This is a genomic window from Sporosarcina sp. OR05, from assembly GCF_041414805.1.
GTDB classification, from domain to species: Bacteria; Bacillota; Bacilli; order Bacillales_A; family Planococcaceae; genus Sporosarcina; species Sporosarcina saromensis.
Genome location: NZ_JANKJL010000001.1, coordinates 827,620 through 850,536 on the forward strand (window position 1 = coordinate 827,620; position 22,917 = coordinate 850,536).

22 protein-coding genes are annotated in these 22,917 nt (G+C 40.6%); 14 read left to right on the forward strand and 8 right to left on the reverse strand.

Features of this window, described 5'->3' with window-relative positions:
- Positions 1-86 precede the first annotated feature (86 nt).
- Positions 87-377, reverse strand: coding sequence for a DUF2653 family protein (locus NRI27_RS03970; RefSeq protein ID WP_371389621.1), 291 nt, complete (start codon positions 375-377; stop codon positions 87-89).
- Positions 362-817: a hypothetical protein gene (locus NRI27_RS03975; RefSeq protein ID WP_371389622.1), complete on the reverse strand. Its 456-nt coding sequence runs from the start codon at positions 815-817 to the stop codon at positions 362-364. The genes NRI27_RS03970 and NRI27_RS03975 overlap by 16 nt, the downstream gene beginning before the upstream one ends.
- 206 nt (positions 818-1,023) lie before the next feature.
- Here NRI27_RS03975 and NRI27_RS03980 point away from each other — a divergent pair, with 206 nt between their 5' ends.
- Positions 1,024-1,644, forward strand: coding sequence for a DUF421 domain-containing protein (locus NRI27_RS03980; RefSeq protein ID WP_371389623.1), 621 nt, complete (start codon positions 1,024-1,026; stop codon positions 1,642-1,644).
- 136 nt (positions 1,645-1,780) lie between these two features.
- Complete coding sequence (locus NRI27_RS03985) at positions 1,781-2,620, forward strand: alpha/beta fold hydrolase (protein WP_371389624.1); 840 nt, start codon at positions 1,781-1,783, stop codon at positions 2,618-2,620.
- Between the two features lie 83 nt (positions 2,621-2,703).
- On the opposite strand, the gene glnA is transcribed toward NRI27_RS03985, so the two are convergent.
- On the reverse strand, positions 2,704-4,038 hold the full coding sequence (glnA, locus tag NRI27_RS03990; protein ID WP_371389625.1) for a type I glutamate--ammonia ligase: 1,335 nt from the start codon (positions 4,036-4,038) through the stop codon (positions 2,704-2,706).
- A gap of 273 nt (positions 4,039-4,311) precedes the next feature.
- Positions 4,312-4,467, reverse strand: a complete 156-nt coding sequence (locus NRI27_RS03995) for a DUF1540 domain-containing protein (RefSeq protein ID WP_317946703.1) — start codon at positions 4,465-4,467, stop codon at positions 4,312-4,314.
- A 320-nt stretch (positions 4,468-4,787) separates the two neighbouring features.
- Between NRI27_RS03995 and NRI27_RS04000 the strand changes: the two genes are divergently transcribed.
- The gene (locus NRI27_RS04000; protein WP_371389626.1) at positions 4,788-6,095 is read left to right on the forward strand and encodes an alkaline phosphatase family protein; all 1,308 of its coding nucleotides are present in this window, start codon (positions 4,788-4,790) and stop codon (positions 6,093-6,095) included.
- Positions 6,096-6,137: 42 nt separating this feature from the next.
- Here the strand turns inward: NRI27_RS04000 and NRI27_RS04005 are convergent, their stop codons facing one another.
- Positions 6,138-6,950, reverse strand: coding sequence for a S1C family serine protease (locus NRI27_RS04005; protein ID WP_371389627.1), 813 nt, complete (start codon positions 6,948-6,950; stop codon positions 6,138-6,140).
- 144 nt (positions 6,951-7,094) lie between these two features.
- Here NRI27_RS04005 and NRI27_RS04010 point away from each other — a divergent pair, with 144 nt between their 5' ends.
- Positions 7,095-7,397: a YunC family protein gene (locus tag NRI27_RS04010; RefSeq protein WP_317946731.1), complete on the forward strand. Its 303-nt coding sequence runs from the start codon at positions 7,095-7,097 to the stop codon at positions 7,395-7,397.
- Positions 7,398-8,055: 658 nt separating this feature from the next.
- Here the strand turns inward: NRI27_RS04010 and NRI27_RS04020 are convergent.
- On the reverse strand, positions 8,056-8,232 hold the full coding sequence (locus NRI27_RS04020; protein ID WP_371389628.1) for a hypothetical protein: 177 nt from the start codon (positions 8,230-8,232) through the stop codon (positions 8,056-8,058).
- A gap of 564 nt (positions 8,233-8,796) precedes the next feature.
- Between NRI27_RS04020 and qoxA the strand changes: the two genes are divergently transcribed.
- The 4 genes from qoxA (at position 8,797) to qoxD (ending at position 12,661) form a co-directional block, all read left to right on the forward strand.
- Complete coding sequence (qoxA, locus tag NRI27_RS04025) at positions 8,797-9,681, forward strand: cytochrome aa3 quinol oxidase subunit II (RefSeq protein ID WP_371389629.1); 885 nt, start codon at positions 8,797-8,799, stop codon at positions 9,679-9,681.
- 155 nt (positions 9,682-9,836) lie between these two features.
- Positions 9,837-11,795: a cytochrome aa3 quinol oxidase subunit I gene (gene qoxB / locus NRI27_RS04030; RefSeq protein WP_371389630.1), complete on the forward strand. Its 1,959-nt coding sequence runs from the start codon at positions 9,837-9,839 to the stop codon at positions 11,793-11,795.
- Positions 11,782-12,378 (forward strand): cytochrome aa3 quinol oxidase subunit III, encoded by a 597-nt coding sequence (gene qoxC, locus NRI27_RS04035; RefSeq protein ID WP_317946715.1) that lies wholly within the window; start codon positions 11,782-11,784, stop codon positions 12,376-12,378. Before qoxB ends, qoxC begins: the two co-directional genes overlap by 14 nt.
- 1 nt (position 12,379) lies before the next feature.
- Complete coding sequence (gene qoxD, locus NRI27_RS04040; RefSeq protein WP_317946717.1) at positions 12,380-12,661, forward strand: cytochrome aa3 quinol oxidase subunit IV; 282 nt, start codon at positions 12,380-12,382, stop codon at positions 12,659-12,661.
- Positions 12,662-13,136: 475 nt separating this feature from the next.
- Here the strand turns inward: qoxD and NRI27_RS04045 are convergent, their stop codons facing one another.
- Positions 13,137-13,490: a DUF3899 domain-containing protein gene (locus tag NRI27_RS04045; RefSeq protein ID WP_371389631.1), complete on the reverse strand. Its 354-nt coding sequence runs from the start codon at positions 13,488-13,490 to the stop codon at positions 13,137-13,139.
- 256 nt (positions 13,491-13,746) lie between these two features.
- Between NRI27_RS04045 and NRI27_RS04050 the strand changes: the two genes are divergently transcribed.
- From NRI27_RS04050 to NRI27_RS04075, 6 genes are all read left to right on the forward strand, one after another.
- Positions 13,747-15,459 carry a peptide ABC transporter substrate-binding protein gene (locus NRI27_RS04050; protein ID WP_371389632.1) on the forward strand — a complete coding sequence of 571 codons (1,713 nt, stop codon included), beginning with the start codon at positions 13,747-13,749 and terminating at the stop codon, positions 15,457-15,459.
- 224 nt (positions 15,460-15,683) lie between these two features.
- Positions 15,684-16,616, forward strand: a complete 933-nt coding sequence (gene opp3b, locus NRI27_RS04055; RefSeq protein ID WP_371389633.1) for an oligopeptide ABC transporter permease — start codon at positions 15,684-15,686, stop codon at positions 16,614-16,616.
- Complete coding sequence (opp3C, locus tag NRI27_RS04060; protein WP_317946725.1) at positions 16,616-17,635, forward strand: oligopeptide ABC transporter permease; 1,020 nt, start codon at positions 16,616-16,618, stop codon at positions 17,633-17,635. Before opp3b ends, opp3C begins: the two co-directional genes overlap by 1 nt.
- A 16-nt stretch (positions 17,636-17,651) precedes the next feature.
- Entirely contained in the window at positions 17,652-18,716 is a 1,065-nt protein-coding gene (locus tag NRI27_RS04065) for an ABC transporter ATP-binding protein (protein WP_317946727.1), read from the forward strand.
- Entirely contained in the window at positions 18,716-19,636 is a 921-nt protein-coding gene (locus NRI27_RS04070; RefSeq protein WP_371389634.1) for an ABC transporter ATP-binding protein, read from the forward strand. The genes NRI27_RS04065 and NRI27_RS04070 overlap by 1 nt, the downstream gene beginning before the upstream one ends.
- Positions 19,637-20,259: 623 nt before the next feature.
- A complete protein-coding gene (locus NRI27_RS04075) occupies positions 20,260-21,705 on the forward strand; it encodes an alanine/glycine:cation symporter family protein (protein ID WP_371389635.1) in 1,446 nt (481 codons plus the stop codon).
- Positions 21,706-21,800: 95 nt separating this feature from the next.
- Here the strand turns inward: NRI27_RS04075 and NRI27_RS04080 are convergent, their stop codons facing one another.
- Positions 21,801-22,766, reverse strand: coding sequence for a polysaccharide deacetylase family protein (locus NRI27_RS04080; protein WP_371389636.1), 966 nt, complete (start codon positions 22,764-22,766; stop codon positions 21,801-21,803).
- Positions 22,767-22,917: the final 151 nt, after the last annotated feature.

Sequence of the window (22,917 nt, forward strand, 5' to 3'; positions counted from 1 at the left end):
TTCGATTGGCACAAGCGCGCCCCGCGGAAAGCGTGCCTTTTGGAGCGCAGAGTAACGGTCTATTTAGAGTTTTGTCCCAGCCACATTTAATGAACAGCTGCAATAATTCCTTCTTCTCGATCTAATAGAAGGTTGATGCCTGCTGCGTAGGGGTCTTCATTCAATACGTGTTCAATCCAAAAACGAATCGCTTGGATCATATGAAAAGAGTTGAGAATGTGGACCTGGCCAGCAATATGCACTTCTGCTGAAAAGCCGTCTTCATCGTCATACATTAGTTCGACTTCAACCGTTTCGGGTTGTACGTTATGAGAGTGGCCTTGCTCCATGCAAATTGCATTTACGATATCTTGTTCAGAAATCATCTGGTTTGCCATGGATTCATATCCTCTTTTTGTTTTTTCTTCTCTTTAATCATTACAAAAATCTTGCGTACAACGCCGATGATCAGAACGATTGCCAATACATTGACCATCAATCCAAGAATGGAACCTAACATTCCCATATTGGCAAACAAGCTACCAAACAAAAGTCCTGCAAGTCCACCGACAAACAATCCTTTCATAAGGCCACCTGAAAAGAAGCCGCCTTTTTTCGCCGTATTGCTCGTATTATTTGTGGATTTATTCAGTGAAGACGTATCTTCTTTTTTCTTGTCCACTTGTGGTTTGTTAAAGTTATTCGTCGTATTAAAGTTTTTCTTACCAGACTTGTAGCCTTTCGCTTCAACGGTTGAGACGTCGTCTGTAAAGATGATGTTGCCGATCGGTGACATGATGAGTGTTACAGCAAGTAGCGCCGATACTAGTTTTTTCAATTCATTTCCCTCCATCTGTTTGAGCATCTTATTATTTTTGATGCCGTACATTCATTATAAATGATTTGACGTCTAAACGGTAATCAGACGATTATTCGAGAAGAGATTGTTACATGCAATCGTCATGAAATCTTCACAATGACAAATTGTACATAATCATCTGCGCATTACACAACCTAGTAGTAAACCTATTTGGCGGTGGTACAATGGATTTCAATGTAGTGTGGAAGTCGATACTTATTATCGTCTTTGGCATTCTGCTTATTCGTTTTTCAGGGAGACGCTCAATTTCACAAATGACCATTTCACAAACGGTCATCATGATTTCGATTGGGACGTTATTAATTCAACCTGTGAGCGAAAAAAATCTTTGGGTTACTTTTGTTATCGCGGGCATTTTGATAGCAACGTTACAGGTAATTGAATACATGCAAATGAAATGGGATGTTACGGAAACGTTTTTCACAGGTCGTTCTCAGCTTGTGATTGAAAATGGAGTCCTTCATGAAAAAAACCTTAAAAAGATGAAACTTACGGTTGATAAACTTGAGATGAGATTGCGTCAAAATGGAATTGAGAGAATTGAGGATGTCCAATGGGCAACAATCGAACCAAGCGGGCAATTAGGCTATACACTCAAAGAACATAAAAAATTCGCTACGAAAGAAGATATTGACCAGTTGCGTGCCATGTTAGACGTTCTATTACGCGATAGAATTGGAAAAGAATATGTAGCGCAACACCAAGACCAACTAAATGAGCAAGCAACGTTGTTTTCTGAAATTGAGCAAGGCCATCATCAGAATGAACAGGATCATTTAAAGTAGTACGTCACTTCGGCATTAACCTGTTTTATCCCAAACCTAATTGCTTCCTAAAGTCTTTACTAATTCTTACTAGTTTTGTGAACGTTCTTCGATTACTATAAAAAGTGTAGGTATAATTTGGGTGGGGGGAAATGAAATGTGGAAACAACGATTGATTGACACGGAACGAGGAACCTTTGAAGTATTTGAAAAAGGGGAAGGGGAGCCGCTTGCGGTCACGCATTTATATAGCGAGTATGATGAGCGAGGAAATGCATTCGCGAATCCATTTACAGCACATTATCATGTCTATTTAATTAACCTAAGAGGCGCAGGACACTCTGTCGCTGCTGAAACGGATGCGCAATATAGTATGGAAGAGACGGTGTTAGACTTGGAAGCAATTCGTATTGCGCTAGGTCATAACAAATGGGGAATTGCGGGTCATTCAACCGGTGGAATGTTGGCATTAAAATATGCTGTTAACTATCCTGATTCATTGACAAAAATCATTGCAGGTGGAGCTGCAGCAAGTATTGCATATAGTGCCGACCCGGGAAGTATTTACTGTCGTGAAAATCCTCACTTTCAGCGCATTATTGAAATCATGAATAAGCTAGATACACCTGATGTGCCACTTGAGGAAAGACAAGCGATAAGCAGGGAATGGAATTTGATGTCTTTTTATTCGGAAGAAAAAATGGAAGCAGCGTACAAAAAACCGAACAGTGGTAAAACTGTTGGAGATCGACTCACTTACTTTAGGACGGTAGATTGTAAAACGTTTGACCTTCGTGAACAATTACCATCTGTTCAGCTTCCTGCCTTCATCTATTCGGGTCTTCATGATGCACAATGTCCACACAAATTTGGCATGGAAATCGCTAAGTTATTGCCAAATGCGCGGTTCATGTCTTTTGAAAGAAGTAACCACTATCCTTTTCTAGAAGAGGAAGAAGAATTTGAGCGATTTGTAGAAAGGACCATTCATACATAATCATTTTAAAAAAGGTACTTTGACAGTGTGTTTGTCAAAGTACCTTTTGCATATGTGTTCTTTTTTGAGTTAAATTAATTCTATCAATAAATCTTCATATACCGTTCCAATTCCCATGAGTGGACGGTCGTTCGGAAACTTTCCCACTCGACTTTCTTTGCTTCATAGAAATTTGAATAGATATGGTTGCCAAGCGCCTCTTGTACGACTTTGTTTTCAGACAATGCGATTAAGGCATGATCCAAGTCTGTCGGTAATAGACCAATCCCGTTTTCAGCGATCTCAGCGGGTTTCATCTCATAAATATTTTGGTCAATCGGTTTAGGTGGCTCGAGCTTACGTTTAACCCCATCCAAGCCTGCTGCCAAAATAGTCGCCATTGCAAGATATGGATTTGCAGATGAGTCAACGGAACGGACTTCAATTCGTGTACTCATTCCGCGGGAAGCAGGTATACGGATGAGCGGGCTGCGGTTTTGAGCAGACCAAGCGACGTAACAAGGTGCTTCGTAACCTGGGACGAGACGTTTGTAAGAGTTTACTGTCGGATTTGTAATGGCTGTGAATCCTTGTACGTGTTCCAACACACCCGCTAAGAATTGATAAGCGGTTTCACTTAGTTTTCTTTCCCCGTTTTCCTCAAAAAATAGGTTTTCCTTGTCTTTAAATAGGGATACATTACAATGCATACCTGAACCACTCACGCCGAAAATTGGTTTAGGCATGAACGTTGCGTGCAATCCGTGTTTTCGTGCAATTGTTTTAACAACAAGTTTAAACGTTTGAATGTTATCACAAGCTGTTAACACATCCGCGTATTTAAAATCGATTTCATGTTGCCCTGGTGCACACTCATGATGAGAAGCTTCCACTTCAAAACCAAGCTCTTCTAATTCCAATACGATATCGCGTCTGCAATTCTCACCTAAATCCAACGGTGCTAAGTCGAAATAGCCGCCATTATCATTTAATTCTAAAGTAGGTTGTTGATTGTCATCCAATTTAAATAAGAAGAACTCCGGTTCAGGCCCTAAGTTGAATTCCGTAAAGCCAAGTTCTTTCATTTCATTAATAATTCTTTTTAGATTTCCTCTAGGATCCCCTGGGAATGGTGTGCCATCTGCGAGAGAGACATCGCATATTAACCGAGCAACTTTTCCTTTTCCTGATGGCCATGGGAACACCATCCATGTATTCAAGTCTGGAATTAAATACATATCGGACTCTTCAATACGCACAAATCCATCAATTGAAGAACCGTCAAACATCATTTTATTATCCAGCGCTTTTTCGAGTTGGCTGACTGGAATCTCCACGTTTTTTATCATCCCGAAAATATCGGTAAACTGAAGTCGAATGAAATTAACGTTTTCATCCTTTACAAATTTACGGATATCATCTTTACTAAAATTCCTCATCATACCACTCTCCTTTTTATAATTGTTAGAGCTTTCTCTAACATTTTACTATGATAAATCATAGAGAATACCATTTTCAAGTAGTAATTTCATTTAATTGAAAGAATCCATCCCCAATGCGTAGAATTTATGTAGTAGTGGGAGAGCGATCAGTATCTTTTGGAGTGTTAGGGGAGGAGTTCTCTTTAAACCACCCAAATTTATACGGTGATGAGGAAGTCACCGTATAAATTTCGAGTGCGTTTTCAGCAATCGTGGTGGATTTTGCGTGGCTTAGGCTTCAGGTTTGAAGGTTTTGCAATCTGTGTCTTCACTATCACTGGCCTCTGTACCTGTTTGGTTAACAACGTAAATCACTTCAGCATGACACTTGTTTCCGCTGCCCCAATACGTACAATTGTTTACTTCACATAGTATACGTTGACTCAATTTGAATGCACCTCCTTTTAACGTAGCGTTCCACATTTCGCTCCAAAAAAACCATTCGACTTTTTGGGAACGAAAAAGTATCTGTCCTGGCCGATTAGAAATTTTTGGAGCCGATAGTTAGCGGCAGGGTTAAGTAAATCGATCATCCAGGTTCAGATTAATACTTGAATGTTGATAAATTAAACGTGTAACATGAAGAGAAGATAACGGATTTTTATTGAAAATGAGAAGTGGTCTGTGAAAAAAGAACGCTAGCATGTTGGACTAGATAAGTTTCAGCCAAGTTCATGATTTATTGTACGGAGGGAGGTAGAAGGAATATGCAACGACTGACGGATCATTTAATTGTGTTGTCATTTGATTGTTTATCGTCAAAAGATGTTCCACGCTTACGAGAACTGCCGAATTTCAAACGTTTTTTAAACGGTGCTGCTGTTTGCGACGAAGTGAAAACCATCTATCCATCCACGACGTATCCATGTCATACGTCCATTATTACAGGAAATTATCCGGCTAAACATGGCATTGTTAATAACACAAAACTTCAACCTGGTCGCCTTTCACCTGATTGGTATTGGAAAAGAAAAGAGATAAAAGGGACAACTTTGTACGATGAAGCGAAGAAACGAGGGATGAAGACAGGTGCATTGTTATGGCCTGTGACGGCGAGAGCGAATATTGACTACCATATTCCTGAAATTTTTGCGAACAGGAAATGGCATTCACAAACGGCTGTTTCGCTAGTAAACGGTAGTTTCTACTATACATTGGACATGAACTTTCGATTTGGACATTTGCGAAAAGGAATTCAGCAACCGTGGTTAGATGATTTTGTAACTGCTTCTACTGTTCACACGATTAAAACGAAGAAACCTGATTTATTGCTAGTTCACCTTGTAGATCTTGATGCGCAGAGACATCGTTATGGTTTTTCAGCTGAACAATCTTCTGAAGCGCTTGAGCGTCATGATAAAAGACTTGGTGCTATTTTAGACGCACTTGAAGAAGGCGGGATGATGGAGAGGTCTACAGTCATTGTACTTGGCGATCATAGTTCCCTTGATGTGTCACGGGTCATCAAATTGAATGTGCTTTTGAAGGAAAGTGGTTTCATTCAAGTGAATGACAAAGGGAAGATTTCTTCTTGGCAGGCATTTTGTAAAAGTAATGATGGGGCGGCATCGATTTATTTAAAAGACCCTTCGAATCTTCAAACGAAAGAGCGAATCAGTGCGTTGTTGCACTCGCTACAGATGAATCGAGAAAATGGAATTGAACGCATCTTATCAAGTGATAAGGCATTGGAAGTAGGAGCTGATAACGAAGTTGCGTTTATGCTGGAAGCACGTGAAGGGTTTTATTTCACGGAAGAGATAGATGGACCAGCAATCGTAGAAATTTCACAAGAAGATGTTGTTGCAGGAACATATTGCAAAGCCGTCCATGGATATTCCCCAAACAAATTGAACTATAACACCGTTTTTATAGCCAAGGGAAAAGGAATAATTCCCAATGGCACAATTGAATCGATGAGCTTAGTAGATGAGGGGCCAACATTTGCAAAGTTGTTAGGGATAGATTTAGGGAAGACAGATGGCCGCGTGTTGGATGAAATCATACAACCGTAAATGGTAAAACTCTGGTGACAGGTGACTGCCTATGCCAGAGTTTTAATCATTTGTATATTGATAGTAAAGGTCAATCGGAATGAACAAACCGACTTTTCCGTGTTCCTCATGATCTAACGTAGCAAACACGGTGCCAATTACTTCTCCTTCTTCATTGATCACCGGACTTCCACTATTCCCTCGATAGACGGGAGCTTCCATCATGTAAACTTCTTCAGTCCAATCGTCCAATTTAATGGGCTCGATAATGGATCCTTCATTGACGATCCCTTTAAAGCTTAACGGATTACCTATAAACGTTACGTGTTCTTTTTTGGATAGGTTACTTACTTGGGCCAACGGTAAACTTGGCAAGTTTTCTCCAGCGATCTGTAAGATTGCAAGATCAATATCAGGAATGTCGTCTAAGACCGTTGCTTCAAAACGGCCGGCTTCAGGAAACTTGACATAAATGGATCGGTTTCCTTCTATTACGTGTGAGTTCGTTAGGATTAATCCTTCATCATCAATTGAGAAGCCCGTTCCTTTCCCGTCTTCAGTGATCACAACAACGACGGCTTCCTTCATCTTGGAAACTGCTGGATCAGTAGACAGGGAAGCGGAAGTACGCAAAAATTCGATTGCTGGAATTGAAAAAACTTGAAACAAACCTGCAAATGTACTGATTACCAATACACTGGATAATAACCAAATGAACCATTTCGGGACTTGTCTTTTAGGGGTTGGTTCTTTTTTAGCAAGTGCTTCACGTTGTGCTTCAAGGACGAGTTCATTGAATTCATCTTCTGTCAGTTCGCTTTCTTCAACAGATTCCGTCGATGTGTTAGGTGCCGTCACCTTTTCATCTTCTGACATCGATACATCACTTCCTACCAATTATGTGTCTAGTAGTAGTATACCAAAAAGAACAAGTAAAACGGGTAGTTGGGAAAAGAATCGTCTTGCAATGCACATTTCAAGAATCTTACCCATATGTATAAATGGAAAGGGGAGAGATGGATGGTAACGTTAACGCCGATTATTATTGAGGGACATCCGTTTACAGCGGTGACTGTTTCATTGCCAAAAACTACATTACTAACTGTTTCGAATGAAGTAGGCTATATTATGTGTGGTGCATTAGATGTCGGACTGTTAAATAATGTATTAGCCGATCGGAAAATTGTTTCAGGTAGAGCTGTTGGGGTTAAAACCATTGAACAACTCTTAAAAGCACCTTTAGAATCCGTTACCCATGAAGCGGAGGAACTTGGTATTCATAAAGGGATGATTGGTGAAGAAGCGCTGCTAAAAATGGTTTAAGCGAAAAACCTTAACAGAGTAGTGTTTCATATGAAGCCTCTCTATGCGAGGGGAATATGGATAATCTGAACGCAATTAAACCACGATAACTTTTCTTTTAAAATAGAGATATAGCTGCAATTTTGATTTGCGCTACGAGCGGACGCTTTCCGCGGGCACGGCTTCAGCCGCTTCCCTCGCTGCGCTCAGTCCTGGGTCTTCAGCTCGCGCTGTTCCCGCAGGAGTCGCCGCTCTCCGCTCCAATCAAAGGTGTTTTCTATTAACTGAATGAGGTGATGGTTAAGGATCCGATCCCTGCGCCAGGCAATCAAGGTAAGTGATACTAACGTGGCATATCGCTGTTTCCTAGGCTTAAGCTTTCAAACAGTGGTTCCTTACTTCTCCACGTTAGGGAAGTGAAAACTTTAAAAATGCCTTAATTTCCGCAAAGAACGCAAAAATACGGCAAAGTGAACCCTTCGCTGTTCGCTTGGCTGAGGGCAAGCCCCCCCGGAAAGCGTCTGCTCGGAACGGAGATCAACGTTATATCAGTTATAATGTACATGTTTAAGCAAAAAAAGGTTGGAATCTAGGATTTCCAACCTTTTTGTCTACAATCTGAACCCGTATTGCCATAGAAATTGGCGATACGGGTTTTTTAGATTTATAGAGGCGTTTGTTATTTTTTCGGTTTTGTTTGCTTTTGGGGAGTTGGATTGAAATCGTTTTGCGTTTCAATGCTGCCAAAGAACTCTTCGCCGAATTCAGTGCGATCATTTCTATGACGATTTTGATTCGTTTGGCGGTTGTTTTGCTTTTGACGGTTTTGCTGCTCTTGGTTTTTCTCTTCGCGCATGGATATGTTCACTCCTTCTAATGTTGTTAGGTGAATTTCTGCTTCCCTACAGCCATTAGGATGTCCTCGAACCGAAAAACTATCCCGTAGGTAAGCGATAGCAAAAGATGACAGGTGTAAGAGTTTAACACAGTAAGTAGTAGAACCTTAATGGTTCAACTGGGTGTGTGCTACATACGTAAGCACAAACGATTCCTTATGGATAAATGCTATGAAATCGAGAAAAAGCAACTTTTCGGATTCCAATACTATTTTCACAATAGTTTATTGCTTGGTTAATGACTTGAATAGTAGGGTAAATGAATTGTTATTTAAGAAATTTGATAATCGTAATATTGTATATTAGTCAATATGTTTGATTATAAAAGAAAGGTAAAATGTGTCATATGAACGTTTTGTGTCGTAATTATGCTTATAATGGTGAAGGTTTTGTGACGAGCGCTCCAGATAATTGTTTTTAGCATTTTAATATAATAATATGTAACCTGTGTTATGGTAATTGCCATATAAAATACAAGACATTATTCTTGTAAAACTTATAAAACAATAGAAAGGGGTACACTAATGAAATTGAAATGGACTTTTTTAGGTTTGATAGTTGGTTTACTAGCTGTTTTAACAGGTTGTGAGCCAGTAATGGTTTTAGATCCGAAGGGACCGCAAGCCGACACAATTGCAAATGTTATTTGGATATCGATCGCAACAATGGCGATTGTTGTAATTGTTGTGTTCGCAATGTTGGTGTACATCTTAGTGAAATACCGTGCATCGAAACAGAGTGACAATTATGAACCGCCTCATATCGAAGGGAATCCGATTGTAGAAGGGTTGATAGTCGGTATTCCGATTATCATCATTATTTTCCTTTCAATCGTTACGGTTAAATCGACATATGAAGTTGAAGCGACACCAAAAGGCTACGAAGACCAAGAACCTCTAGTTGTATATGCTTCCTCTTCTGATTGGAAATGGCATTTTAGCTATCCAGAGGAAAATATTGAAACAGTAAACTATTTATACATCCCGACTGACCGTCCGTTAGAATTTAGACTTTATTCATTTGGACCGATTACAAGCTTCTGGATTCCGCAATTAGGTGGACAAAAATATGCGATGTCAGACATGGTAACCACATTACATTTAGCAGCAGAAGTGCCTGGTGAATACATGGGAAGAAACTCAAACTTCAGCGGAAAAGGGTTTGCGGAAAATATTTTTGATGTTGAAGCGATGTCTCCGAAAGAATTTGACGAATGGGTCGAAGAAGTGAAAACAACAGCTGAACCGATCACTGAAGAGAAATTTGAAGAATTATTAGAGCCTGGACATCTTGGTCGAATGACGTTCAGTGGAACGCACTTGGAGTTCTCTCCTGCTCCTGAAGGTCATCACGGACATGGGCATGAAGAGAAGGATTCTGATGAAGAAAGCCATACACATCACGAATAATTCTTTTCCATCTCGTAAGGATGGTTGGAAAAGTGCTTATGTATGTAAACGCAGTGCTTCAATTCTTTAAAAAACAGACTCTTTGTGGAGTTTAAGAATGATAAGTAGATGCCACTAAAATTACGCAACATCTAACTGAAAGGAGTTCTATTCGTATGGATTACTTTGATCGATTTGCCATACCTCATCCAAGTCCAGCGATTTATGCATCCATGGTGGCCATTGGTCTAACGGTGATCGCAATTCTCGTCGGGTTAACCTATTTTAAAAAATGGGGGTATTTATGGCGAGAGTGGTTGACGACAGTTGACCATAAAAAAATTGGTATCATGTACCTTCTTGCTGCCTTGCTTATGTTGTTCCGAGGTGGGGTAGATGCCCTGATGATGCGTGCGCAAACAGCTGTACCTGAAAACACGCTATTGGATGCGCAGCATTATAATGAAGTTTTTACTACGCATGGAGTTGTCATGATCATCTTCATGGCTATGCCGTTCATCTATGCATTGATGAACTTTGTTGTACCGTTACAAATTGGTGCACGAGACGTTGCATTTCCACGTTTGAATGCACTTAGCTTTTGGTTGTTCTTTATGGGTGCGATGCTCTTTAACATTTCATTCGTTATTGGTGGATCACCTGATGCTGGTTGGACGTCGTACTTCCCGCTAGCAGGAAATGATTTCAGCCAATCTGTCGGAACAAACTACTATCTATTATCGATCCAAATTGCTGGTATCGGTACATTGATTTCTGGGATTAACTTCATGGCGACAATTTGGAGCATGCGAGCACCAGGTATGAAGCTAATGAAGATGCCAATGTTCACATGGACGGCTCTTATTACGAATGCGATCGTTGTATTTGCTTTCCCAGTCTTAACGGTAACATTGTTGTTAGGAACAATGGATCGACTATTTGGCACGCACATCTTCTCGATGACTAACGGCGGAATGGACATGCTCTGGGCTAATTTGTTCTGGGTTTGGGGTCATCCTGAAGTATATATCCTTATCTTGCCGGCATTCGGTATATATAGTGAGATCATTTCAACGTTCTCAAGCCGTAATCTTTACGGGTATAAGTCAATGGTTGTTTCAATCGTTGTCATATCGTTCATGTCGTTCTTAGTTTGGATGCACCATTTCTTTACAATGGGGCAAGGGCCGCTATCAAACAGTATTTTCTCAATTACAACAATGGCCATTGCAATTCCTACAGGTATTAAGATCTTTAACTGGTTACTGACAATGCGAAAAGGGAAGATTCGTTTTACTGTACCGATGCTTTATGCAGTTGGATTTATTCCGATTTTCGTAATTGGTGGGGTAACAGGTGTTATGTTAGGGATGGCAAGTGCCGATTATCAATACCATAATACAATGTTCTTAGTGGCGCATTTCCACTATACAATTATTCCGGGCGTAGTCTTTGCGATGCTTGCAGGACTAACGTATTGGTGGCCAAAAATGTTCGGTTACATGCTTAGTGAGAAAATCGGTAAATGGTCGTTCTGGCTCATTGCGATTGGCTTTAACGTAACATTCTTCCCGATGTTCTTCACTGGATTAGACGGACAAGCACGTCGTATGTATACGTACTCTGAAGCATCTGGTTTTGGTCCGCTCAACTTGCTTTCGTTTGCAGGTGCGGTCGTGTTGGCAATCGGTTTTGCAACGCTTGTCTACAATGTGTATTACAGTACACGTTACGCTTCACGTAATATTAGTTCTGATCCTTGGGACGCTCGTACACTTGAATGGGCGACACATAGTCCTGTTCCGCATTATAACTTTGCGAAAACACCAGAAGTGGATTCAATTGAAGCGTTTTGGGATCACAAGAAAAGCGGAAAATCTTTGTTTAAAGACAAAATCGAGAAAATCCATATGCCGAATAGTAGCGGTATGCCGTTTATTATTAGCAGCATCTTCTTTGTGTGGGGATTCTCATTCGTCTTTAGTATGTGGATTCCGTTAATTATTACAACCATTGCGATTTTTGCATGTCTAGCGCACCGTTCGTTCGAAAAAGACGACGGGTACTATATTTCTGTAGAAGAAATAGAAGAAACAGAAAAAAATAGCGAGGTGTTAGTTGATGAAAGTAGATAATTCACTTCCGCTTGAATATAGCACTGGGCAAAATAAGTTAAATATTTTAGGTTTTTGGATTTTCCTTGCTGCTGAAGTTATGCTTTTTGCGACGTTATTTGCGACGTATTTTACACTCGAGCATCGTACAGGTAATGGACCAGCTGGTGCAGAGATTTTTGAACTCACGCCCGTATTGATCGAGACGATTTTGCTCTTAACGAGTAGTTTTACCATCGGTCTAGGTGTGCATGCAATGCGTATTGGAAATAAGAAAGCGATGATGTCTTTCTTTGCAGTCACGTTATTACTCGGACTTGCATTCTTAGGTGTGGAGATTTATGAATTCACACATTACACGCATATTGGAGCTGGCCTTCAAGTGAGTGCGTTCACTGGTATTCTGTTAACAACGTTAGGGACACATGGAGCGCACGTTACGCTTGGTCTGTTCTGGGGCTTGTTCATCATTATGCAAGTGAAGAAGCAAGGATTGACGCCTAAAACGGCGAACAAAGCCTTCATCTTCTCCTTGTACTGGCATTTCTTAGATGTTGTCTGGATTTTCATTTTCAGCTTCATCTATCTGAAAGGAATGATGTGATATGAGCGAATTATTCCCGCGTAAACAAGTAATGGGCTTTGTCTTTTCGCTAGTATTAACTGCAGCTGCACTGACAGTTTACTTCTTTGACTTTTCTTTTGCTGTCGGAATGACTGTCCTTCTAGTCACTGCATTCGTACAAGCCGGCGTACAACTCGTCGTCTTCATGCATGCAGGCGAGACGGAGGATAAACATGCGATTTACATGAACATCTATTATGCAGTTGCAATTGCCCTTGTAACGATCTTAGGTACATTACTCATCTTAGTGTGGGATATGTAATCGTATAGAGGGTAGGGAGCGGATAGAAGCTTCCTAAGAAATGTTGAAAGAGGCTGGACAAAACATAAAAAATGCATGAAGGCAAATTCGCCGGCATGCATTTTTTCTGCTTTTACAATGTTTCTTTTTTATCTTCATAAGTGGATCGGAGCGGAAAAAGGCCGACTCCTCGAAAATGCTGACGCATTTCCTTCGTGCGATGCTTATTCGAAGAAGCTTAGTCAATGTCCTGCGGGATTGTAGCGCGAATGTTGAGACCCCACAGGAAAAGCCGTTACGTTAGAACGGCTTTTGCGAGCAAAAGCGTAGCGTTGGGAGCAAGGATGCCTTAATTTCCGCAAAGTACGCAGAAATACGGCAAATCGAACTCTTCGTTGTTCGATTGGCTCAAGCGCGCCCCGCGGAAAGCGTGCCTTTTGGAGCGCAGAGGAACGGTCTATGTAGAGTTATGTTCCAACCCTTTCACTATACATATTTAGTGCTTTCCGAATGAATAGAAAAACAAAGCGATGAGCATCAAAACGATAATGGGAATGCCAACTTGAAAGAAATAGGCAGCTTTCACTGAGACAACCTCTGATGGAGCGCGCATCGTCTTTAATTCATCTTGAACTTCTTTTCGATACAACACTTTCTTCATACTAGTTGTAAAGAAATCGAAAAATCCTGATTGTAACACTAACACAAGAATGCCGATACATAGGAACGACAATCCTATTGTAAATGAAATATTAATGTAATGGAGAATTGTTATTCTACTGTAGAAGATTAGTGAAAGTAACAAAATTGATAATTGTATTACAATAACATTTATTGCGATTCTCTTCATAATTTAGCCTCTTTCTGTTTTGCTTTTATTATACATTATTATTGTATATTGTAGCATATTGAATTTATAATACCTAGCAACAAAACCTTTGTTTTCAAAGCTTTATTCATATTTATCCTAAATTGTTTGATAAAACATTCTTTTATAATTATATTGTTTCAGAAAAAAAGCATAAAAAATACTTTGACTTCATACATTTTGGTTGTATAATAAAAAGTGATAATTCTTCAGACAATTTCAAAAGGAGGTCAATGCGATGAAAAGAAACAAAATGTTATTGCTATTAGCATTATCATTCGTACTAAGTGTCATTCTTGCGGCATGTGGTTCTGATGATAAAGCGAAAGACAATGCTTCATCTGGCGCAGATGATAACAAAAACACAGAACAAGACACAAAAAGTGAGCCGGACGCAGAGCAAGTTTTAAACTTGATGGAGTCTGCTGCAATCCCTTCTGTTGACTCTGCAATCGTAGAAGACGCAGTAGGATTTAACGTATTGAATAACGTTAACGAAGGTTTATATCGATTGAATTTAGAGAATGTTGCTGAACCTGCGATGGCTGCTGAAGAAGCAGAAGTTAGTGAAGATGGTTTAACGTACACATTCAAAATCCGCGATGCAAAATGGTCGGATGGAACACCTGTAACTGCACATGATTTCGTTTTTGCATGGCAACGTGCAATTGATCCAGCTACAGGGTCACCATATGGTCCATTCATGATGTCTGGAGTTATCAAAAATGCAACTGCAATTAGTGAAGGAACAATGGACAAGTCAGAACTTGGTGTAGTAGCCGAAGACGACAAAACATTAGTCGTTTCACTTGAACGTCCTGTACCATACTTTTTATCTTTAATGTCATTCGGAACTTTCTATCCACAGAAGGAAGAGTTCGTAACAGCTAAAGGTGATGCGTATGCGACAAACTCTGACAGCTTGCTTTACAACGGTCCTTTCGTTCTTACTGAATGGGATGGAACTGGCGATAGCTGGGTGTACAAAAAGAATGAACACTACTGGGATGCTGAGAACGTTACTCTTGAAACAATTAATGTAAACGTTGTCAAAGACTCTGCTACAGCAGTGAAGCTTTACAACGATGGTAAGAAAGATCGTGCTGGCGTATCAGGCGACTTAGCGTTGCAATATGCAAACCATGAGGAAGCTGTTTTACAACCGGACACTGGCGTGTTCTACTTCAAGTTTAACCAAGAGCGTGACGGCAAAGAGACGCCTCTTGCGAACGTAAATATCCGTAAAGCAATTGCGAAAGCCTTCCAAAAAGAAGACTTAGCAGATGTAGTACTTGCAAACGGATCAATGGCTGCAAACTACTTCGTACCGAAAAACTTCGCTTACGATGAAAGCGGAAAAGATTTCCGTGAATTGAGTGGCGATCACCTTGTCTACGATGTAGAAGAAGCAAAAAGCTACTGGAAAAAAGGCTTAGAAGAACTAGGTGTTTCTGAATTAGAATTAGAAATTCTTGGCGGAGATACTGAACTATCTAAGAAAATGGATGAATACTTCAAAGCGCAACTAGAGAAAAATCTTGAAGGTTTAAAAATCACACTTAAAGAAGTACCATTCAGTGTTCGTTTAGAACTTGATACAAACCAAGATTACGACATTCAAGTTTCAGGTTGGAGCCCTGACTTCCAGGATCCGATTTCATTCTTAGACTTGTTCGTAACGGATAGCACAAACAACTTAATGTCATTCTCTAATGCAGAATACGATGAGTTGATTGCAGCGTCGAAAGAAGAACTTGCTTTAGATCCAAAAGCTCGTTTTGAAGCGTTTGCAAAAGCTGAGAAAATCTTATTGGAAGAAGAAGCAGCAATTGCTCCGATTTTCCAACGTGGATTAATCCAACTTGAAAAACCTTACTTCAAAGATCTAGGGATTCACCCATTCGGAGCTGACTATAGCTACAAGTGGGCATATATTTCCGGTAAAGAATAAGGAAACTATTTGTTGAACTAAATAGGAGAGAGTATATGTATGGGCAACCTCGTATACTCTCTTTTTAGTAAAAGGGAATTGATTGAAAGTAAATAAGTAAATGACTTATGAAAATACATCGTTTTTTTCGATTGTAGATAAATGAAGTTGAAATAACTCGATCTGTGCAAAGTAGTAAATCAACTCACGTGTATATGTATAAAAACTATTTTTGGAGGTGCACTGTGCTTAAGTATATTGGAAAGCGACTCATTTATATGTTTCTCACGTTATTCCTCATTGCGACTACGACATTTTTCTTAATGCAAACGCTACCAGGCTCACCAATCGCCTCTTACAGCAAGCTGAATGAACAACAACGGGAGATCGTTGAGAAAAAGTATGGAATTGATAAACCGAAGCCTGTTCAGTATGCAATCTATATGAAAAACCTTGCAAAAGGGGATCTTGGCACGTCATTTGTATTTAAAGGCAAAAGTGTAAACGAACTTTTAGCAGCTCGTGTGAAACCATCATTCATTCTTGGTGCACAAGCGATGGTCTTTGGAACGTTAGCGGGAATTTTATTGGGGATGATCGCTGCACTTAGACAAAACACATTTTGGGATTATGGAAGTACGTTTTTGGCGATTCTAGGAATCTCCATTCCGTCATTCGTATTTGCATCACTTCTTCAATATTGGGTTGCATCTGAATGGCATTTACTACCTGTTGGACTTTGGGAAGATGGATGGAAGTCGAGTATTTTACCGTCAATTTCATTGGCAATGGGGCCGTTAGCTTTGTCGGCACGTTTCATTCGAACGGAAATGATTGAAGTATTAAGTTCTGACTATATTACATTAGCAAAAGCGAAAGGTGCAAACGGTTTTGAAATTGCTTTCAAACATGCTTTCCGTAACGCGCTCATTCCGCTTGTTACGGTTTTAGGGCCAGTAGCAGCTGGATTAGTAACCGGTTCGTTAGTTGTTGAACAGATTTTCGCGATTCCTGGTATCGGAGAACAATTCGTTTCATCTATTATGACGAATGATTTTGCGACAATCATGGGAACAACACTGTTCTTCTCAGCATTACTGATTTTCATCATTTTCATTGTAGATATTCTTTACGGAATCATCGATCCACGAATCCGTTTGTCTGGAGGTAAAGGGTAATGAAAAAAGAACTACAACAATTACCGCCGGAAAAGTTTGAAAGAATTACAATTGACAGCGATTCAGCTGAGCGCATTGCAAAACCTAGTCTAAGCTTTTGGCAAGATGCTTGGTTGCGTTTGCGTAAAAACAAAGGGGCTGTCGTCAGTATCTTTGTTTTGATTTTACTCATTGCCATGGCGTTTGTTGGTCCGTTAGTGAGCGGACATGAAGGGGACGCACAAAATCTTCGACATGCGAACTTGCCACCGAAAATTCCTGGTATCGAGCATCTCGGAATTTTTGACGGACATGGGAAACTTGGTCAAGAAACAGTCGATCTTTATGAACTGAAAAAAGTGGACGAGTACTATTGGTTCGGTACAGATGGACTTGGTCGTGACTTGTTTACTCGTCTATGGGAAGGTACGCAAATCTCCTTGCTCATCGCTTTTGTCGCTGCATTGATTGATATGGTCATTGGTGTGGCTTATGGTGGGATTTCCGGTTATTTTGGTGGTCGTGTAGACGACGTGATGCAGCGTATCGTTGAAATCCTGATTGGTATTCCGACATTAATTGTCGTAATTTTAATGATCCTCATTATGAAACCAGGTATTCTTGCGATTATTATTGCCATCTCCATAACAGGTTGGATAGGGATGTCACGTATCGTCCGTGCGCAAATCCTTAAGTATAAAGGACAGGAATTTGTCCTCGCTTCGAGAACATTAGGAGCAAGTGATGGACGAATTATTACGAAGCATTTATTGCCAAATATCCTTGGGATTGTCATCATTAACACGATGTTCACGATACCGAGCGCGATTTTCTTTGAAGCATTTCTAAGTTTCATCGGTATTGGGTTAGTACCTCCTGATGCATCATTAGGGACGTTAATTAACGACGGCTATAAAGTGATGGAATTCCAACCGTATGTACTATTATTCCCTTCGTTAGTTATTAGTATATTAATGATTGCATTCAACTTAATTGGTGATGGATTACGAGATGCACTTGATCCGAAAATGAAAGATTGATTGGAGGAAAGCCGAGATGAAAACGATATTACAAGTAAAAGACTTGGAGCTTTCCTTCCATACGTTTGCAGGTGAAGTGAAAGCGATTCGAGGAGTCAACTTCGAATTGAAAAAAGGGGAAACGTTAGCGATTGTAGGGGAGTCTGGATCGGGTAAATCCGTTACGACGAAATCTATTATGCGGCTGTTACCTGAAAGTAGCTCTGAATTTAAAAATGGTGAAATCTTGTTTGACGGCAAAGATTTGACGAAGTTGTCAGAGAAAGAAATGCAAAAAATCCGCGGAAAAGACATTTCGATGATTTTCCAAGATCCAATGACCTCCTTGAACCCGACAATGACAATCGGTAAACAAGTGATGGAACCGATTTTAAAGCACCAAAAATTGAGCAAAGCAAAAGCGAAAGAAGTTGTCATCGATTTGCTTCGCATGGTGGGACTTCCTAATCCGGAAGAACGATTCAAAATGTATCCTCACCAATTTTCCGGCGGTCAAAGACAACGTATCGTCATTGCAATTGCACTTGCTTGTAATCCGAAAGTGCTCATTGCGGATGAACCGACGACGGCTTTGGACGTAACAATCCAAGCGCAAATTTTGGAGTTAATGAAAGACATTCAAAACAAAGTCGACACGTCCATCATTTTCATTACACATGATTTAGGTGTCGTGGCGAACGTTGCGGATCGTGTAGCGGTTATGTATGGTGGGAAAATTGTTGAAGTCGGTACGGTGGATGAGATATTTTATAATCCTCAGCATCCTTATACGTGGGGATTGCTCAGTTCCATGCCTTCACTTGAATTATCTGAAGAGAAATTGTATGCCATTCCAGGTACACCACCTGATTTGCTGAACCCGCCAGTAGGGGATGCATTTGCTTTAAGAAGCGAATATGCGTTGCAAATCGATTTAGAAGAAGCGCCACCATTCTTTAAAGTGAGTGACACGCATTATGCGGCAACGTGGTTGTTGCATCCAAATGCACCTGAAGTGGATCCACCAGCAACGATTATTGAGCGTATGAAAACGTTCAAGGGAAGCAAGTATTACAAACAAGCGCATGGAGGTGAGGCATAATGACAGAAAAACTGCTCGAAGTGAAAAACTTGAAACAGTATTTTAACGTAGGGAAGCCTTCTGAAGTGCGTGCGATTGATGGCATCAGTTTTGATATTCGTCGTGGGGAAACATTCGGTTTAGTAGGGGAGTCCGGTTGTGGTAAGTCGACAACTGGAAGAACGATTATTCGACTGTACGATGCAACAGATGGAGAAGTTCTCTATGACGGAGTAAGCGTTCATGGCAATAAATCTAAAGCAGAAGTAAAATCCTTGAATCAAAAAATGCAAATGATTTTCCAAGATCCGTATGCATCCTTGAATCCGCGTATGAAGGTACTCGATATTATCGCAGAAGGCCTGGACGTTCATGGTCTTGTGAAAAATGCGAAAGAACGGAAACAGAAAGTCGTTGAACTATTGGAAACGGTCGGTCTGAATAAGGAACACGCAGACCGCTATCCGCATGAATTTTCTGGTGGACAACGTCAGCGGATTGGGATTGCGAGAGCACTTGCTGTGAATCCTGAATTCATTATTGCCGACGAACCGATTTCTGCACTCGATGTGTCGATTCAAGCACAAGTCGTCAATTTGTTAAAAGACTTGCAAAAAGAAAAAGGCTTAACGTATTTATTCATCGCGCATGACTTGTCGATGGTAAAATACATTTCTGATCGAATCGGTGTTATGTATTTCGGAAAGTTAGTCGAAATGGCACCTGCTGAAGAGTTGTATAAAAACCCAAGACATCCTTATACACAGTCATTGTTGTCGGCGATTCCGCTACCGGACCCGAACTATGAGCGGACACGCGTGAGAAAATCGTACAATCCTGAAGACCATCAATACGGTCCAAACGAAAATGTACAATTTAGGGAAGTTGCACCCGAGCATTTTGTATTATGTTCGGATAAAGAATTTGCTGCGATGCAATGAATTGTGCATGTTGAAAAGTAGAAATATAAAACCAAGTATTCCGATAAAAGGGGTGCTTGGTTTTTGTCGTTTACAGTCGGTCGTGAATTATTAGTAGTGTTAATTAATCGATTGGTAGGATAAGAACATCCAAATTTTCTTGTATTCCTTGATAAACACCGGATTTCCGCTCCAGGCGGACGCGTTCCGCGGGCACGGCTTCAGCCGCTTCCCTCGCTTCGCTCAGTCCAGGGTCTTCAGCTCGCGCTGTTCCCGCAGGAGTCGCCGCCTTCTGCTCCAATCCTGATGAGCGTTTTCTAAGTGAGAAGCAAAATAAGTTGTCGCAACAAACTAGTTGGCTGGAGTGCAGGAGCTGATTCCTCGAATATGCTGCGCATTTCCTTCGTGCGTGTTTATTAGAGGAAGCATATTCAATGTCCTGAGGTGGAATAGCACGAATGTGAGACTCCGCAGGGAAAGCCTTCAAGCAGAAAGGTTTTTGCGAGCAAAAGTGCAGCCTTGGGAGTTTTGTCGTTTACAGTCGGAAAATATAGCGCTTTACTATAATCAGATAATTGTATATTATCAATATAAGATTCATAAGTTAGTCGCAAGATCAGTACGTCATGAAATGGGGGAATTGAATGGAGAACATTGTCAATGGATTGAATGCAATTTTATGGAGTACGCCTGTCATTTACATTCTTCTCGGTGTGGGGCTCGTATTTTCTGTGTTGACTCGATTTTTGCAAGTGCGGCATATTCGAGAAATGGTTAAGCTCATGTTTAAAGGGAAAAGTTCTGCAGCAGGTGTTTCTTCGTTCCAAGCGTTATCGATCGCCTTATCTGGGCGGGTCGGTACAGGGAATATTGCAGGTGTGGCGACAGCAATTTTTTATGGAGGACCAGGAGCGGTCTTTTGGATGTGGGCAATTGCGTTCATCGGTGCATCCAGTGCGTTCGTAGAATCTACGCTTGCGCAAATTTACAAAGTGAAACAAGACGGCCAATATCGTGGAGGCCCTGCGTATTTTATTGAACGTGGCATCGGTTGGAAATGGTTTGGCATGCTGTTTGCCATTGCAGCTTTAATTGCGATGGCAATACTAATGCCAGGGGTGCAATCAAATTCCATCGCTGCAGGAATGGATAATGCATTCAATATACCACCATGGCTCACGGGCATCGTCATTATATCGTTATTAGGTTTTATCATTTTAGGTGGCGTGAAACGAATTGCTTCAACGGCACAAATACTTGTCCCTTTCATGGCGATTGGCTATATGATTTTTTCGATTGTTATAATCGCAATGAATATACAACTTCTTCCTGAAGTAATTGCATTAATTTTTAAAAGTGCTTTTGCGTTAGATTCTGCTTTTGGTGGAATCATCGGGATGGCGATTATGTGGGGAGTTAAACGCGGGGTATTTTCGAATGAAGCAGGTCAAGGGACTGGTGCACATGCAGCGGCGGCGGCTGAGGTTTCCCACCCAGCAAAACAAGGACTCGTGCAAGCATTCTCGGTTTATATTGACACACTCTTCGTTTGTTCTGCAACCGCTTTCATGATTCTCTTTACTGGCATGTATAACACGCAAACGGAAGATGGGAAAGGTTTTATCGTGCATAATTTGGAAGGTGTGGAGCAAGGACCTGGCTATACGCAAGCAGCAGTCGACAGTATTCTACCCGGATTTGGTGCAGGTTTCGTAGCCGTAGCATTATTCTTTTTTGCCTTTACAACGATTATGGCGTATTACTACATTGCAGAAACAAACATCGCTTACTTGTTCCGTAAACAGAATACAAAATCCGTTATGTTCATTTTGAAGATTGTTATCTTAATCGCAACTTTTTGGGGTACCGTTCGAACAGCTGAATTAGCATGGGCCCTTGGTGACGTTGGTCTTGGCATTATGGTATGGTTGAACGTCATAGCAATTGTAATTTTAGCTAGACCAGCATTGCTAGCATTAAAAGATTACGAGCAACAAAAGAAACTGGGGTTGGATCCCGTATTTGATCCTAAAAAGCTCGGGATTAAAAATGCAACATTTTGGGAGAACTATAAAAAAGAAAGTGAGTAAGTTTGCAGAATAGCAATAAAGGAAAAGTGGATTGAACAGAATCAATCACACTTTTCCTTTTATTTTGAGAGTACGTAATGACCTTATCGATATCCTCATGGAATAAAATCGTTTGCAGTTTCGGGTGTTTCCATCCTTTGCTCACTGAGTAGATTAGAAACTGTGCCGATGGATAATCCTTTTTCTTTAATGCGTCGAATCATTTCATCCATCCCTTCGGCAGTCGGTTTTGTTGGATGCATGAGTACCATGGAGCCATTTTCCACTCCATTGACGATTTTATTTACCATAGGAGCCGTTTCAGGTTGCTTCCAGTCAACCGTATCAATTGTCCATAAAACCGTATACATGTCTAACTGGCGAGCAACGTCGACTGTTTGCTGGTTGAAGCTTCCGCTAGGTGGACCGAACCATTTGGGTTTAACACCGATTGTTTCTTGAATGACTTCATTCGTTTTGTGGAGTTCTTCTTTTGTTTTGTCGAGCGACGATTGAGCTAAATCAGGGTGGGTGAAAGCATGGTTGCCAATTTCGTGCCCTTGTGCAAAAATCATTGTTGCCATTTCAGGATTATTTTTTGTCCAACTCCCGTCCAAGAAAAACGTTGCTTTTACTTCATGTGTTTCCAGTGCTTTCAGGATGGGTGGGATAAATTCATTGCCCCATGCGACGTTAATTAAAAAAGCGACCATCGTTTTCTCTGGATTTCCTTTAAAAATGGGGGAGGGCGATAAATCAGCTAGTGTAACAGCAGGTCGTTCTTCTTTATAAATGAGCAACTCTTTATCGAATTGATTCGCAGAAGCCATTTGTTTAAAACTTTGATCGACATCGATGAACAGACCATTGTAACCAGGTATTGCTTTCCATACGCGATCAATGACAGCGTCAATTGGTTGTTCATTATGTGTTTCTGCGTAATCTTTTATCTTCTCGTGTAAGGTTTGTTGATCTTTACTGACAGGAATCGTAAGTTGTTCTGTTGTAGACGGTTTAAAACTTGTTAAGGAGATGAGGAGGCTGCCTAATGTTAAGCAAACTAAAAAGAATAGACGTTTCATATCGTTCTCCCTCTATGAATTTTGCTTTAGGAATGCCCATGTTTGTGCGAAAAATACATATGATAAAAATAAACCAAACTTCAACAAATTCCGTTAAAGTTTGGTCGGGATGATCCTGTGATCGCTTACACTTTTACTTAAGTAGATTGTT

Excerpts from the sequence above, each read along its gene's own strand:
- NRI27_RS04075 (WP_371389635.1), top strand. The coding sequence starts at position 20,260 with ATGGAGAACATTGTCAATGGATTGAATGCAATTTTATGGAGTACGCCT.
- NRI27_RS03980 (WP_371389623.1), top strand. The coding sequence starts at position 1,024 with ATGGATTTCAATGTAGTGTGGAAGTCGATACTTATTATCGTCTTTGGC.
- NRI27_RS04070 (WP_371389634.1), top strand. The coding sequence starts at position 18,716 with ATGACAGAAAAACTGCTCGAAGTGAAAAACTTGAAACAGTATTTTAAC.
- NRI27_RS04045 (WP_371389631.1), bottom strand. The coding sequence starts at position 13,490 with ATGAAGAGAATCGCAATAAATGTTATTGTAATACAATTATCAATTTTG.
- NRI27_RS04000 (WP_371389626.1), top strand. The coding sequence starts at position 4,788 with ATGCAACGACTGACGGATCATTTAATTGTGTTGTCATTTGATTGTTTA.
- qoxD (WP_317946717.1), top strand. The coding sequence starts at position 12,380 with ATGAGCGAATTATTCCCGCGTAAACAAGTAATGGGCTTTGTCTTTTCG.
- qoxA (WP_371389629.1), top strand. The coding sequence starts at position 8,797 with ATGAAATTGAAATGGACTTTTTTAGGTTTGATAGTTGGTTTACTAGCT.
- NRI27_RS03970 (WP_371389621.1), bottom strand. The coding sequence starts at position 377 with ATGGCAAACCAGATGATTTCTGAACAAGATATCGTAAATGCAATTTGC.
- NRI27_RS03985 (WP_371389624.1), top strand. The coding sequence starts at position 1,781 with ATGTGGAAACAACGATTGATTGACACGGAACGAGGAACCTTTGAAGTA.
- glnA (WP_371389625.1), bottom strand. The coding sequence starts at position 4,038 with ATGAGGAATTTTAGTAAAGATGATATCCGTAAATTTGTAAAGGATGAA.
- NRI27_RS04050 (WP_371389632.1), top strand. The coding sequence starts at position 13,747 with ATGAAAAGAAACAAAATGTTATTGCTATTAGCATTATCATTCGTACTA.
- qoxC (WP_317946715.1), top strand. The coding sequence starts at position 11,782 with ATGAAAGTAGATAATTCACTTCCGCTTGAATATAGCACTGGGCAAAAT.
- NRI27_RS04005 (WP_371389627.1), bottom strand. The coding sequence starts at position 6,950 with ATGTCAGAAGATGAAAAGGTGACGGCACCTAACACATCGACGGAATCT.
- NRI27_RS04010 (WP_317946731.1), top strand. The coding sequence starts at position 7,095 with ATGGTAACGTTAACGCCGATTATTATTGAGGGACATCCGTTTACAGCG.
- NRI27_RS04065 (WP_317946727.1), top strand. The coding sequence starts at position 17,652 with ATGAAAACGATATTACAAGTAAAAGACTTGGAGCTTTCCTTCCATACG.
- opp3C (WP_317946725.1), top strand. The coding sequence starts at position 16,616 with ATGAAAAAAGAACTACAACAATTACCGCCGGAAAAGTTTGAAAGAATT.
- qoxB (WP_371389630.1), top strand. The coding sequence starts at position 9,837 with ATGGATTACTTTGATCGATTTGCCATACCTCATCCAAGTCCAGCGATT.
- NRI27_RS04080 (WP_371389636.1), bottom strand. The coding sequence starts at position 22,766 with ATGAAACGTCTATTCTTTTTAGTTTGCTTAACATTAGGCAGCCTCCTC.
- NRI27_RS04020 (WP_371389628.1), bottom strand. The coding sequence starts at position 8,232 with ATGCGCGAAGAGAAAAACCAAGAGCAGCAAAACCGTCAAAAGCAAAAC.